The organism is Zoogloea oleivorans, assembly GCF_008107625.1.
In the GTDB taxonomy this organism is placed as follows: Bacteria; Pseudomonadota; Gammaproteobacteria; order Burkholderiales; family Rhodocyclaceae; genus Zoogloea; species Zoogloea oleivorans.
Map to the genome: position 1 here is coordinate 297636 of NZ_SDKK01000002.1, position 12077 is coordinate 309712.

General features: G+C 59.4%; 13 protein-coding genes and 1 pseudogene. 4 read left to right on the plus strand and 10 right to left on the minus strand.

Annotated elements, in window-relative coordinates:
• The first annotated feature begins 166 nt into the window (after positions 1-166).
• The gene (locus ETQ85_RS03035) at positions 167-436 is read left to right on the plus strand and encodes a helix-turn-helix domain-containing protein (RefSeq protein ID WP_076600535.1); all 270 of its coding nucleotides are present in this window, start codon (positions 167-169) and stop codon (positions 434-436) included.
• Between the two features lie 66 nt (positions 437-502).
• Here ETQ85_RS03035 and ETQ85_RS03040 read toward each other — a convergent pair whose 3' ends face one another.
• The 10 genes from ETQ85_RS03040 to ETQ85_RS03085 all read right to left on the minus strand — a co-directional run bounded on the left by ETQ85_RS03040 (position 503) and on the right by ETQ85_RS03085 (position 10604).
• The gene (locus tag ETQ85_RS03040) at positions 503-1684 is read right to left on the minus strand and encodes an STY4528 family pathogenicity island replication protein (RefSeq protein WP_076600431.1); all 1182 of its coding nucleotides are present in this window, start codon (positions 1682-1684) and stop codon (positions 503-505) included.
• A gap of 3 nt (positions 1685-1687) precedes the next feature.
• Complete coding sequence (locus ETQ85_RS03045) at positions 1688-2248, minus strand: DUF2857 domain-containing protein (RefSeq protein ID WP_076600432.1); 561 nt, start codon at positions 2246-2248, stop codon at positions 1688-1690.
• A gap of 15 nt (positions 2249-2263) precedes the next feature.
• Positions 2264-3952 (minus strand): ParB family protein, encoded by a 1689-nt coding sequence (locus ETQ85_RS03050; protein ID WP_076600433.1) that lies wholly within the window; start codon positions 3950-3952, stop codon positions 2264-2266.
• Positions 3945-4202, minus strand: a complete 258-nt coding sequence (locus tag ETQ85_RS03055; RefSeq protein WP_076600434.1) for a hypothetical protein — start codon at positions 4200-4202, stop codon at positions 3945-3947. Before ETQ85_RS03055 ends, ETQ85_RS03050 begins: the two co-directional genes overlap by 8 nt.
• On the minus strand, positions 4186-5064 hold the full coding sequence (locus ETQ85_RS03060; protein ID WP_076600435.1) for a ParA family protein: 879 nt from the start codon (positions 5062-5064) through the stop codon (positions 4186-4188). The genes ETQ85_RS03055 and ETQ85_RS03060 overlap by 17 nt, the downstream gene beginning before the upstream one ends.
• Positions 5065-5105: 41 nt before the next feature.
• Complete coding sequence (locus ETQ85_RS03065; RefSeq protein WP_061959016.1) at positions 5106-5321, minus strand: AlpA family transcriptional regulator; 216 nt, start codon at positions 5319-5321, stop codon at positions 5106-5108.
• A gap of 121 nt (positions 5322-5442) precedes the next feature.
• Positions 5443-6174 carry a hypothetical protein gene (locus ETQ85_RS03070; protein WP_076600436.1) on the minus strand — a complete coding sequence of 244 codons (732 nt, stop codon included), beginning with the start codon at positions 6172-6174 and terminating at the stop codon, positions 5443-5445.
• Between the two features lie 923 nt (positions 6175-7097).
• Positions 7098-8843: an anti-phage protein gene (locus ETQ85_RS03075; RefSeq protein WP_148577576.1), complete on the minus strand. Its 1746-nt coding sequence runs from the start codon at positions 8841-8843 to the stop codon at positions 7098-7100.
• 119 nt (positions 8844-8962) lie between these two features.
• Positions 8963-10069, minus strand: a complete 1107-nt coding sequence (locus tag ETQ85_RS03080) for a nucleotidyltransferase-like protein (protein ID WP_148577577.1) — start codon at positions 10067-10069, stop codon at positions 8963-8965.
• A complete protein-coding gene (locus tag ETQ85_RS03085) occupies positions 10059-10604 on the minus strand; it encodes a Cap15 family cyclic dinucleotide receptor domain-containing protein (RefSeq protein WP_148577578.1) in 546 nt (181 codons plus the stop codon). Before ETQ85_RS03085 ends, ETQ85_RS03080 begins: the two co-directional genes overlap by 11 nt.
• A gap of 393 nt (positions 10605-10997) precedes the next feature.
• On the opposite strand from ETQ85_RS03085, the gene ETQ85_RS03090 reads away from it, so the two are divergent.
• The 3 genes and pseudogenes from ETQ85_RS03090 to ETQ85_RS03100 all read left to right on the plus strand — a co-directional run.
• A complete protein-coding gene (locus tag ETQ85_RS03090; protein ID WP_148577625.1) occupies positions 10998-11366 on the plus strand; it encodes a mCpol domain-containing protein in 369 nt (122 codons plus the stop codon).
• Position 11367: 1 nt separating this feature from the next.
• Complete coding sequence (locus tag ETQ85_RS03095) at positions 11368-11889, plus strand: Cap15 family cyclic dinucleotide receptor domain-containing protein (protein WP_246128609.1); 522 nt, start codon at positions 11368-11370, stop codon at positions 11887-11889.
• A 48-nt stretch (positions 11890-11937) separates the two neighbouring features.
• Positions 11938-12077 (plus strand): annotated as a pseudogene (locus ETQ85_RS03100) (IS5/IS1182 family transposase); the annotation flags it as partial.

Genomic DNA, 12077 nt, shown 5'->3' on the forward strand with positions numbered 1-12077 from the left:
CCGGTCGCCGGCCACGCCGGGCGGCACCTCGCCGCCCGCTACTGGGCAGGGGCGAGAGTCCCCCTCGTCGGAAGTCCGTTCCTCCAGCGTCGATACGCGATCCGGATGCATGTCATCAGGAGATCCCGATTCGGGATATCCCACAATGGGTTATTAAGGTATGGGGATGGTCAATTCGCTGCACCGCCCCCAATACGAGCTCTTCCGAACGATGATGATCGAGGCGCGGGAAGTCGCCGGGCTTACCCAGGTACAGGTTGCCAAGGCCCTCGGCCGGCCCCAGAGCTTCATCTCCAAGTACGAACGAGGGGAGCGGCGTCTCGACTTCACTGAGTTCGTCGACATCGCCGGCATTCTGGGTATCGATGTCGCGACCTTCGTGTCCATCTACCAGGACAGCGTCAAGGCCCGTGATCTTCGGCAATGCTTGCGCTGAGCGCCCGCCCCGATCCCCATCTTGCCTGTAGCACATTCTGATTCCGGCCGGACCGCGCCCCCGCAGTCACCGCAATCGCAGCTTTTCCCGCAGGTCGGCGATGTGCCGCAGGGCAACTTCGCGGGTGGCAGGCGCGGAAGCGCTATCCCCAGGGGATAGGGGCGTCGGTGGACCATGCTCTCGGCCGGACTGACCTGCCCACGCCTTGAACTCTCCACGGATCGCCTTCTGGATGATGCCGAACAGATAGCCGGCCGGGTTGCGCACCGCGCTGCTGCGGCACCGCGCTGCCCACTCGTCGAGCACCGCCTGCCGCTGGGTCTCTTCCACCTGCTGCAAAGCGATCATCGCCCCTGCCTGCTGCTCTTCCTTCAAGCGCAGGAATCGCTCGGGCAGTCGCAGGTTCTGCACCGTCCTCGCGCGCGGTACTGTACGTACTTCATCAATACGATCCTTACGTACGGTACGGTCCTCCTTCGGATTCCGAAGAGAGCCATCCGGCGCGGGCTTCGGCCCCGCTTCGGATTCCGAAGACGGGCGTTCTGCATTCCGAAGCAAGCTATCTTTGCCTTCTTCGGATTCGTGGTCGACACCCTCCTGTGGATAACTCGTCGTCGTCCACCCATGCCGGGCCATGTGCTGGGACAGCACCTGCAAGCGCGTCGGCAGCGTGCGGCCGCTGAGCAGCGGGTCCTCGGCAATCTCCTTCAGCGTGTGCATGCCGACGATTTGCACCGCCTTGGCTGCATGGGTAAGTGCCTGGCTCACCAGACCCAGATAGTCGGGGTCGAGCTGCATCGCCTCGAAGGGCGTCAGCGGTTCGTCGTGCAGGACATAGAGGTTGCCCAGGATGCGGCCGGTCTTGGGGTCGCGGCGGCGGCGCACTAGGCTGAGCCAGCGCGTCAGGCGCAGCAGCGTCAGGGCGCGCGCGACGGTCTCGTGCGAGGCCCGCGCCCCGCACGGCATCGAGGCCAGGTAAGGCCGAAGCTGTTCATAGGTCGGAAAGGCCGTCACGCCGTCGTCGTTGAGCTGGAGGCGGAAGACCTGCCAGGCGTTGCGCTCCAGCGGCGTCAGGCGCCGGTCGAGGAACAGTGCACGCGGCACGCTTTCATGGCGATTGCCGCTGTACAGGAACCCGTCGCCGGCCGGCGCCGTGCCTTGCGCCATCGCCAGGTTCTGCAGCGCGTCGTCGAACAGCGCCGACAGCGCCATGGGACCATCGCGCCGTGGTGCGCCGCCCGTCGCCATGGCCTACACCAGCCCCTGGTCGATCCAGTTCCGTATCGCCGCCCAGACCACCGACATCGGAAGCGTCAGGGTCTCGGCCAGGTCCATGGTCAGGCCCAACATGGCCAACTCGTCGTCCAGCGCGATATGGCGCTCGGTGACTCCGGCTTTCCAGTGCTCCCACAGGGTGGTTTCCTGCGCCTCGTCCAGCACCGGGTGCCGGCCCTTGCGCTTGGGCAGCCCGAGGATGTCGCGCCGCAGGGCGACCTCCTGATGGGTGAGGCCGTAGAACCGGCTCACCATCTCCGTGCTCGCGCCCAGGCGCAGCATGCGGTCCACCGTGGCGATTTCCTGCTCCACGTCATGCACCTGCGTCAGCAGTCGCTTCAGTACCTCGCGGTTGACCGAGACCGAACACCACGACACCGTGGCGTTGACCAGGACGCTGACCAGCGCCGGATGCTTGAGCGCGTCCAGCTCCTCTTCGCCGAAACCCATCGCCTTGCAGCGGCGCAACTGGCCGTTGCGCAGATCGTGCAGGGCTTGTGCGATGACGGCCTGGTTGAGCGGATGGGGTGACGACATGGTTGCCTCCAGCGCTCAGGAATCGCGGCCCGGGTCGGCTGAAGCCGCACCGCTTTCCAAGTCCAGCAGCCGGCGCGCCAGGCGCAGCAGCCGGAACAGCTTCACCAGGCCGGCGTCGCTCATGCGCATGGATGTTCCGCCACTGCCGTGCAGCAGCGGCGCCAGGTCGTCGGTCAGTCGCGCACGATCCAGCCCCGTCGCGGGTGCCGGCGCCGCGCTCAGCGCATCCAGCAGAGTCAGCATCGCACGGGCAAAGGCCGGTAGCGCTTTCACCTGGGCAATGGTCGAAGTTACACAAATGAAACCGATGCCGCTCTCACTGGGCTCGATTTGCCCCGCTACCGCCGCTTCCTCGGCGATCTCACGAGCGAACTGCGCGATATGCACGCGGAGCCGGTCAGGCGCGTCCAATCCGGGCTCGATGTACCAGACATCCGAGATGGGGTAGAGCCCGCCGACCTGCACGGGAATCGCGCGCAAGGCATTGGTCTCAAAGTCGGGCAGCTTGTCGCCCAACTGGTCGGCTACCAGGCGCTGAATGGATTGCAGGCGTTCGGTGGTTGGTGCTGGAGACACGATGTGCCCTTGCAGGCGCTCCGCATCGCGGCTTGCCAGTACTGGAGCGGTGTCTTCCCCCTCACCTTGCCCACTGCCAGCCACGGGTGCTACAGCGTTCTGTGTGGGGGGAAGCTCGGCAGCGGGTGCAGCCGATGCGCCGACCTGCATCCCCGCCGGAGGTGGTGATGCAGGCCGCGGCGCCGCAGGCATGATGGGTGCCGCCGGGCTCATCGGCTGGGGCTCGCTGGTCAACGCCCGCTGCCGAATTTCGCTGTCGTCGATCTCCAGGCTCAGCGTGTCGTAGTCCGCTTCCAGCAGCTCGACCATCTGGCCCACCAGCTCGTCCTGCACCCGCTGGAGCGAGAAGCCATCCGGCTGCGTGTCGAACTGCGACAGCACATCTTGGAACAGCGAGGCGAAGTCCACGGCGGGTTGATGGCCCAGCGCACGCCGTTCCCAAGCGCGCTCGCAAGCCTTGCGCAGCACCGCGAGCCGTTCGACCTGATGCCGGCCCAGCCCGCGGTACAGCACCGTCGGAATCGCCGGCAGCAGGTAGCGCACTGCGTCCTGCATGCGGCTGATGTGCGACTGCTGCACCGGGTAGCCGTCGGCCGTTAGGCGCCGAGCCAGTTCGGACTGCGACAGCGCCTGCCCGCCGTTCTCCTGCTCGTAAAGGCCGCGTGCCTTCTCGATGCCCAGTGCCCGCTCGATGAAGGTGAGCCCGCCACGCAGTTCGTTCTCGGCCAAGTGGCCGGTGAGCGCCACGATCTCGCCGCGCTGCGGCCATGGCCGGAACAGGCAGGCAATGCGGAAAAACCGCTCTTCCTTGGTCTCGCTCCACAGATCACGCAGGATCGCCAGGCGCGTGTTGCCGCCGTTGCGGATGATGTAGTGGGCCCCTCCGGGCCGGCGTGTGATCGCGGGTGGGGCATCCAGCCCGCGCTCACGGATCGACGCCTTGATCTCCTCGTAGGCCGGGTTGCGGGTCACGCGCGGGTCATGGTCGTAAGGGCGCAATTGATCCAGCGTCACCACCATCGGTGTGTCGGCGATTGGGTCGCTCAAGGCCTTGGCCGTCGGACCGCCGCGCTCGAAGCCGGAGGCCATCAGCTTGGCGGCCATGTCCTGCGGGGTCAGCTCAACCACGGCCGTTGTCCTGGGGCGGTATCCCGCCGATGGGCGCCTGCCGGTCGGAACGGCGAAGCTGCGCACGGGCATTGAGCCCGGCGCGGTGGTCGCTCGCCGTCGAGCTGGTGTAGACCGACGCGCAGCCCGGCTTGGTGAACTTCAGGTGACCGCCCGGTGTGCGCACCACGTGCCAACCTTCACCCAGGGCGAAGTCGATCAGCGCCCGCAGCCGCTTGTGGCCGCGGGCCAGGTCATGCGCGTTCGTCATTGCCCTCGCTCCCTGCCGGGCCTTTCGCAACGCATCGGCCGGACACCCGCGCAAAGCGTTCCCGCCACTGCGGAAACAGCTCGCCGGCCAGGGCGCGCATCGTCATCAGCGCCGAAGGCGCGACACGACCGGCGGGCTGTCGGCACTCCACCTGGTGCACCGGGAGGCCGCGCGTCGCCGCGCGCGGATAGGCCTCGATGGCTGGCACGTCGGTGTCCAGCACCTGCACGCCCGTCGTTCCTTGGAACATCTGCCGCAGCGTCTGCTGAATCAGCCGGGCATTCGACGACACCGGGTGCACCCGATTGATGAGCAGGTGCAGCGGCGGAGGCTCGATGCCGAGGTGCCGATACGGCCCGATGTCCTCGATCAGTTGCAGCGTGCCGCGCCGCAGCTCGCGTGCGGCCAGGATCTCCGGCGTCACCGGCGACAGCGCCAGGTTCGAGGCCAGCACCGCCATTTCTAGCAGCACGCTGCGAGCGCCCTGGGTGTCGATCAGCAGCAGGTCATAGAACGGTGCCAGCACCGGCAGCAGGTGTCGGAGCCGCAGGCGTCCGTCCGGCGCATGCAGCAGCAGTGTGTTCAGTTCTCCGCGGTCGTCGTTCGACAGCACCAGGTCCAGCCCGGCGATGGCGGTGCGCGACACCAGTTGATCGATGCGACGCTCGTTGAACGCCAGCAACTCATAGATGCCAGCGGGCGCACGTGCGTCCAGCGCGAAGTAGCTCGACAGCGTGGGCTGCACATCCAGATCGAGCAGCAGCACGCGCAGCCCTGCGTCGGCGGCAAGGCCACCCAGGTTGGCCGCCGTTGTCGTCTTGCCCACACCGCCCTTGGTGGAGATGATCGAGATGACCAGCATCGTCAGACTCCTCGTTTCATTGTTGGAGAGCTGAACGAGGATCAGATGCGCTCACTGCGGCGCTCGGCGATCCATTGCTCGATTTCGAGCGAGTCCCAGCCGACCGCACGTATTCCCAAACGCATGGCTTTCGGAAACTTGCCCGCCTTCATCAGGCTGTAGATGTGGGCGCGCTTGAAACCGGTCTTGGCTTCGACTTCCTCGCGGCGCAGGATGCGGTGTTCGCCCGCAGGCTGCGGAAGTGGCTTGTCCGACATGAGGGGCACTCCTTAGCGCTTACTGGCGCTTGTTTGGCGTGACCCGTAATTGACAGGAACCCCGTGGGAAAGAACACCGCAAATGCGGTTTCCGCGACCGCAGATTGGGGCTTGACGCTCTTCAATGGTTCGCTGCCTGCAACCTGCGGCGGGCCTGGGCGAACTTGGCCTGCAGCGTACGCTCGGTGACGCCCATGAGGTTGCCGTGATGGGCGATCAGGGCGCTGATGATCGCGTCCTGGCTGTTGAAACTGGAGTATGGAGCCCCGGAAGGTGTTCGTCCGAGCATCAAGGCCAACATCGTGCCGATGATGTTCAGATAGGTGATCTCGGCACGATCACTGAGGGGGCACGGGGTGCAGTTGAGATTCGGGGCCCCTTGCTTCTTCTGCTGCTCTTGGAGCTGATGCAACTGATGGCGACACTGCTCCAGCTGGGACTTCAGCGCTTCCCGTTCCACCAAGAGCGCATGACCGGTCTCCAGCGTGATTACCGGATGGGTGATCCTCTCGTGGCGGGAGAAAAGGAAGGTCGGCCGTTGCTCTGGATAGGTCCGAAGCATCCAGCGCTTGAGGTCGACGTGGCGAACGGTCAGATCGGGTGAGTCCCACAGGGACTCGTCATTGATCGTAATGCCGTTCAGTCCGTAGGGCAGTTCACCGTGGAAGATGGCATCGTAGATGCGATCGGTATAAAGACGAAGCTCGTTGCAGCGCGGGCAATCCAGCGTTACCGGCAGGCTTCTTGACTTGACGGCCGCGAGAATGTCATCCCTGAACCGGAACAACCCGGCCCATCGGATGGCCGCATCGATGGGTCGGTAATACACCTCCGAAAGCGAACTCCCTTGCATGTAGTTGCCTCCCTGTAACTGCTACCCCATCAAGGACTCCTGCCTGTCCCGGTCGAGGCCAGTGCTTTGAAAACCCGTAAGCGGTACGATGGCGCTGCGCAGCCCTGCGCGGAGGGATCGAGCCTCATCGCGAGTCGCCTCCCATTCAGGCTCAATGTCGGCGTTACACGCGAGCTACCCCGGGGTAGCCCACTCAGGGCCTTGACGAATGGCCGGTGATCGCACGCAGGTCGCTCCGGCGTCAGCAAGATGGGGGCTGCGCCTCTGTTGCCGCGCATGCGAGGATCATGATCGCGCGAAGCGCCGGCAAGACCGGCTGGGAATGGACTGATCTCGCGGCGATCTATGACTTTGAGATATCCGGCAATGCGATGCCTCACACCACCCAATTTCAGGCAAAAGCGCCCTGGGTCAGACCTGGTCGGTATGCTGATAGGCTAAAAAGGAATCGCGCCGCAGAAGGGTACGAGCGTTCAACGTGGGCCAGGAAGGCCACCCCGTGCGCTGGCTGTCCATGGCTGAGGATGGCTCGCCTTGGAGCGAAGGCGTTGCCTGCTTTCCGACTGGCAGGGTAAACTAGTCCATGAGCCAGTCCAGTGACTGGTTTAGGTTTGGAAGAATCGATTAAGACTCAACAACTTGGGGGTCGGATTCGATTCCCATCGCCCGCTCCACAAGGATTCCTCCAGGTTGTTGAACTGGAAGCAAAAAGGCCAACCTAAAAGGGTTGGCCTTTTTGCTGTCTGGTCCAAGGCGGGTAGGGTGCTATCTGGATTCATCCAGTGCTTTCCAGCAGGCCGCTCATCGGCCTTTGCTGCCTCTCGACAGGCGGATGGGCAACGACTGGTTTACACAGAATTCCGGACATGTCCCCCGCCAGTTGCGGCGGGGGACTTACGATGCCATTGGATGGCATTGTTCCGTCAGTCAGTTAGATAACTTTCGTTCATCTCAGGATGAACTTCAAATCTTTCAGTTCCAAGGTAGATCAAGCCTACCTCCTTCGGAAGAGCATCCAGTCTATCGATCGCTCTGTTGATCCGAGCACATTGCTCGGCATTAACATAGAAGCGATGCTCGTCCAGCCAGTTTCGAGAGTCGTTATAGTTATTGAGCGTCGCAGCTTCCAACCCGGCAACATGCTGCTCGATCCGAGTGCGACTGAGCAATCGTCTGAGCCCAGGAATAATGTCGACCGTGCGATCATCCGACACGACAATGGCAAACCTTCGATGATTGCTCGCCTGCACGTAGCGCACGCCAGAGTTGTATCGCGATCCCCGTGAAGGCGTGCATTGATCGGTCGCCTCACCGTCGAGAATGATCCCGATAGCGTGACAGAAGCCAGAGGGATCGAGCAGGATAGTACCGTCGATTCCACTGACACTCCGGAGCAACGATTCAGAAAGCAGGGTCGGCACGATACTGGTACCTTGCTTGCTGAGCCGGCGTGCTTCGCTAGCCGCATCTCCCGCGACAACGATCATGCTGCCGTGTTCTTGGCGAATCTGGGCCAGCAGCAGGTTCCACAGGTGCAATCCATTTTCCTGTGACGACTGCGGAAACAGTCGAACATAGTTTGCGAGGAAGGCAGCCTTATCGAAGGGTTCCTGCGGAAGTTTTGGCACTGCATAGTGACAGCGAAGCAGCCCTTGATTGCCGCAGCGCAGTTCCCAGTGATAATGATCGAGGAAGGCAACTGTGAACGCATCTTGTGCGCCGGCGTCGTGCGAATCCTTCAGTTGCCCAAGTCCGTAGATGCGCCGACTGTCTGCGATGATTCCAACACCTGTCGTCGCCATCTGTAGCACTTTCCGAACCCATCGCGGCTCACGAAAAGTCACTGGCTCAGCAAACTTAACCATGAAATCGACGGCGTCGTTCTCCGGGGCGACGAGTATGAGGTGGCCTACGCCTTTTGCGCCCTCGTACATGAGAGAGGAGACGAGGTTCAGTGCATCGAAAAGATCGGTATGGATGTACTGATGCTCGACCGATAGCGCTGGCGTATGCATAAAGTCCTTCGCCGCAATTCGCACGACTTCCTCCGCGCTTCTCATGCTGCAATGAGCAAAGCGCCCCGGATCTGGGTTGTGTAACTCCTCGGTAGCCTCATGAAGAACTGCGGCCATTGCAGCGTGGATCAGACTGCGATATCCCTCTCCAAACTGTCCATTCTTGATCGGCTTGGAGTGCAACGGAGGAAACTGCAAGAAGGTAGCATTGGGAATTTGCACGACCGGTGTGACATAGTAATCACCGATCCTCCTGGTTTCGCCACAGAACGATGTCGCGTCGTTCTCGACATCGAAGGCCTTGAGTGCCTTGCCAACCGACGTGCGTACTGAGTCTCGGCGCATCCACTCCGGCTTGTCGCGCATACTTGGCTCGTCGCCGTAAAACATGTTCTGCAAGTCGTGATTACGGTAAGTAGATTCGACTGAATCGAGCAAACCATCAAATAGCGACAGGCGCCACTTCCCATCTTCCGGCTCTACACACACCGGATTCGGGTTCCTACTATTGGGGCTACGCGCTCCGACAAGAAGCACCTCTGCCTCCTCTGGCGCACCCAACTCCTTAAGGACATCTCGAGCCAGCAATCGAATTGTTATTCTGTAGCTCTCTTGGTATCCCCACATGAAAAGGTTGATGACGCGACCGACCATTCCTAACTCCACCTGTTCGCCGACCGCATTATCCTTGCGGCGGATGATTGTTTCTGGTGCAGCTCACCAAGCATTCCAGAGATTGATGGTGGCGTTGATAAATGCCTCCGAGTCATCGCCTAGATCAAGAGTTCGCCTTCAACCTTGGCCCGCCATGCTGGATAACTGGTCGGGACGTCGGGCTGCAATTCCTGTGCGATACGCAGAAGCAGCATGTTCAGTTCCTCAGACATCTGAGTTACCGCCACGACATCGGCTGCCGACTGCACGATCTTTCGGCTTCCATCCACGGCATCAAGCGTTCGCAAATAACTCTCGTTGTGCGCCAAGGCAAAGAACCAGTTCTGCAATGATGCGACGATTCTCCCCTCGTGGTAGGACTGATGAATTAGGTCGAAGTCCTGCATTGAATACACCAATGACATTATATCAAAACTGGACAGCGCGATGATCGAATCAGCATCCTCCTTCATGTTCTTGAGTAGGCGAATTGCCTTCTTACAACCACCTCCTGTGCGGCCCTCTTTCGCATTGATCAACGCTCGCACCTTGAAGGGGAAGTTTGTGACTAGCTCGTATTTCTTCTTGTCGTAGATCTGCACCCCCCTGTCGTCGCCACTATTGGAGCGCTGATAGGTCTCAGTCCTATATAACACGGACGGAACTACATCAATCTCACGGAGCAGAGAGCCTTCAGACATCCTGATGCATTTCGCCCCAGAATCATCCACCCTGGCGGCAGGGAAGGCCGAACGAAGTATCGTGCAGGATTCAGAACGCAATGTGCTAATCTCGGAAACGGCATTGCTTGTGCTGGCCGTATAACTGGACGCGGCCACACCATAACTGTCATACACAAAGAAACTCAATGGCCAAACGAGCATGTCCACATCGCTCACTCGTCGCAGATGCACGTTCAACGGTAACGAGCCTTGCAATTCGACAGTTACGGATTTTCCATTTCTCAAGAGCCCTGAGTCAAGCTGTTTTGCGACCCGCTCAGCCTCCCTATAACTGATGGCGGTGTACTTCGCATCCACTTCCTGCATGGATACCAGGGCATATTGGAAGCTCTTCGACTTGGTCTTGTTCAGGTAGCCCTGGGTTACTGAGTCCAGAAGTGGGCTGTCTTCACCGAAAGAGAAACTCTTGTTGAGTACAGCGACGCCCGTGCCGTTCCGGCGCGCATTAACCCTGCCGAGACGGCTGGCAAAATCAGTTGCCACGTGTCTTCCTTGTTAGTTTCATGCAGCCACCGGTGTAGCGGCCGCCACCGTTAAAATAGGTTGCCTCGGCTGTGGATCCGTCTTGGGAAATATGCCATTCAGCATAACCGTAGTGCGCTTTGAGTTCGGGCTCCCCAGGTCGGGGTTCGTTGCGGTAGCTGTACATTAAGATATAGCCAACGCCTTCCTCGACCAAGATAGAGGCAGCGACGCTGCGCGAGCGGGAGTGCTTTGTCTCAGAGTAGATTCTGATTTTCTCCCAACTCTGGGAAATGACTACTTCTGCGGTCCAGTTATATATAACCCCGCCAGTAGCGGGATCGATAGACTCGCCGACACAATCCCACTTTCCGCGCAAATCAGGGATATCGAGGACGAAATGCACCAGCCAAGTCCGCCACGCCCATTTGTCGAAGGCGAGATGCCCCAGTGTGTAGAAAATAGTCGCAGTGAGAGGCAGTGTCCAATAGGCGCGCGCGTGCAGGAAGCCCCAACGCTCTGCGTAGGTGATCGCACTGGCGATAATGACGGCCATACCCGAACTCGCAAGTCCGGCACCAACGCCAAGGAAGCGGCCCACCGTTGCACGGCTATGGCCTATGACTGCATATTCGTGATTAGAAGCCAAAGTTTCCCCTATTGAGAAGGTTTCGTCTGTTGAGCCGGAACTCGTTTAAACTTCGTGAGCGCCCGTTCATTTTACTCGAAAAAACTCACTTGACATTACACCAGAAAGCGGTTGCTTAGCATGCACCCCTGCGTCCGTAGGTCGCCGGCTAGATTTTCCCAATACACAGGGACACGCGAATGACGGCAACTACTGATCGGCGACAACCTCACGGAAATACGCCTTTCTATGGATCAATCACTTTCCCAATACGCCTGCCTGTGGCAAGGCAATCACTAACAGCGAGATGGTTTGCTTGAAATGATATATCTTACTATTGATGGCGACGATGTAGGCCAGCAGATTACCAAATTCTATCTAAATAATGATGAAAAGTCGCTGTCAAATCTTAATGATTTAATGGGGAAGACAACGCAGTTAATTTCTGCCTACCTAAATAGCATTGGGTTTGCCGTAATTTTCTGCGGTGCGGATGGTGTGGCGGGATTTGCACAGTATCTAGAAGTTTCAGAGTCGAATATCTTTAAGGAGATATCTGCACTAGGAGAGGGGTGCGCCACCTTCTCGGTAGGTGTCGGATGTACCTTACGGGAGTCGTACATTGCATTGATGTCGGCTAAAAGCGCAGGTAAAGCACAGCTTCACAATTACAAAGACCTGATTGGTTGATATGTTCAGAATTATAAATTTTTCTGTTTTACTCAAGACTCTGGTCGGCTTAACTGTTGCTTTCAGTATCGCGCTCTATGCAATGATCGACTGGCTTTGGCCTGAGACATCGCTAATCAAACTTTTTACAATTGCTTCCACCGTGGGTGCGGTTTTAATAACCGCAGTAAGCACAAGTTTTATATCTCGGAAAATATGGTCCCTACTGAGCTTGTTTGATGGCTCCTTGTTTCCTGATATAAATGGTGCATGGGAGGGTGAGATAACCTTCGGTGAAAGCAAACTGGTAGCGCGCGCAATCATTAGGCAAACACTGAGCCATACACAAATTGATTTGCACACGCCAACATCAAAATCTATCACTCTAGAGTCGACACCTGTTACAGAAGGTGGGCAGCCGAGATTGTATTATGTTCATCGTGTCACTCCGAGAAACCCTGATTGGTATATCTACACAGGCTCAACTCTCTTTGATATACGACGCGTCGAAATTAACGGGATCGTTAGACTAGGGAAGCTCTGATCAATTCAGAGCCGGTAAAATACTAAAGCCATAAAGCATCGTACTCCCATGAAGCAAGCCACCTTCGCCTCCCTGGCCTTCCAGCAAAAGAAGAAACAGACCCGCCGGGAACGCTTCCTCACCGAGATGGAGGCGGTCGTGCCCTGGGCCGCCTTGCTGGCAGCGATCGAACCGCATTACCCGAAGGC

Excerpts from the sequence above, each read along its gene's own strand:
- ETQ85_RS03035 (WP_076600535.1), top strand. The coding sequence starts at position 167 with ATGGTCAATTCGCTGCACCGCCCCCAATACGAGCTCTTCCGAACGATG.
- ETQ85_RS03040 (WP_076600431.1), bottom strand. The coding sequence starts at position 1,684 with ATGGCGACGGGCGGCGCACCACGGCGCGATGGTCCCATGGCGCTGTCG.
- ETQ85_RS03045 (WP_076600432.1), bottom strand. The coding sequence starts at position 2,248 with ATGTCGTCACCCCATCCGCTCAACCAGGCCGTCATCGCACAAGCCCTG.
- ETQ85_RS03055 (WP_076600434.1), bottom strand. The coding sequence starts at position 4,202 with ATGACGAACGCGCATGACCTGGCCCGCGGCCACAAGCGGCTGCGGGCG.
- ETQ85_RS03060 (WP_076600435.1), bottom strand. The coding sequence starts at position 5,064 with ATGCTGGTCATCTCGATCATCTCCACCAAGGGCGGTGTGGGCAAGACG.
- ETQ85_RS03065 (WP_061959016.1), bottom strand. The coding sequence starts at position 5,321 with ATGTCGGACAAGCCACTTCCGCAGCCTGCGGGCGAACACCGCATCCTG.
- ETQ85_RS03070 (WP_076600436.1), bottom strand. The coding sequence starts at position 6,174 with ATGCAAGGGAGTTCGCTTTCGGAGGTGTATTACCGACCCATCGATGCG.
- ETQ85_RS03075 (WP_148577576.1), bottom strand. The coding sequence starts at position 8,843 with ATGGTCGGTCGCGTCATCAACCTTTTCATGTGGGGATACCAAGAGAGC.
- ETQ85_RS03085 (WP_148577578.1), bottom strand. The coding sequence starts at position 10,604 with ATGGCCGTCATTATCGCCAGTGCGATCACCTACGCAGAGCGTTGGGGC.
- ETQ85_RS03090 (WP_148577625.1), top strand. The coding sequence starts at position 10,998 with ATGATATATCTTACTATTGATGGCGACGATGTAGGCCAGCAGATTACC.
- ETQ85_RS03095 (WP_246128609.1), top strand. The coding sequence starts at position 11,368 with ATGTTCAGAATTATAAATTTTTCTGTTTTACTCAAGACTCTGGTCGGC.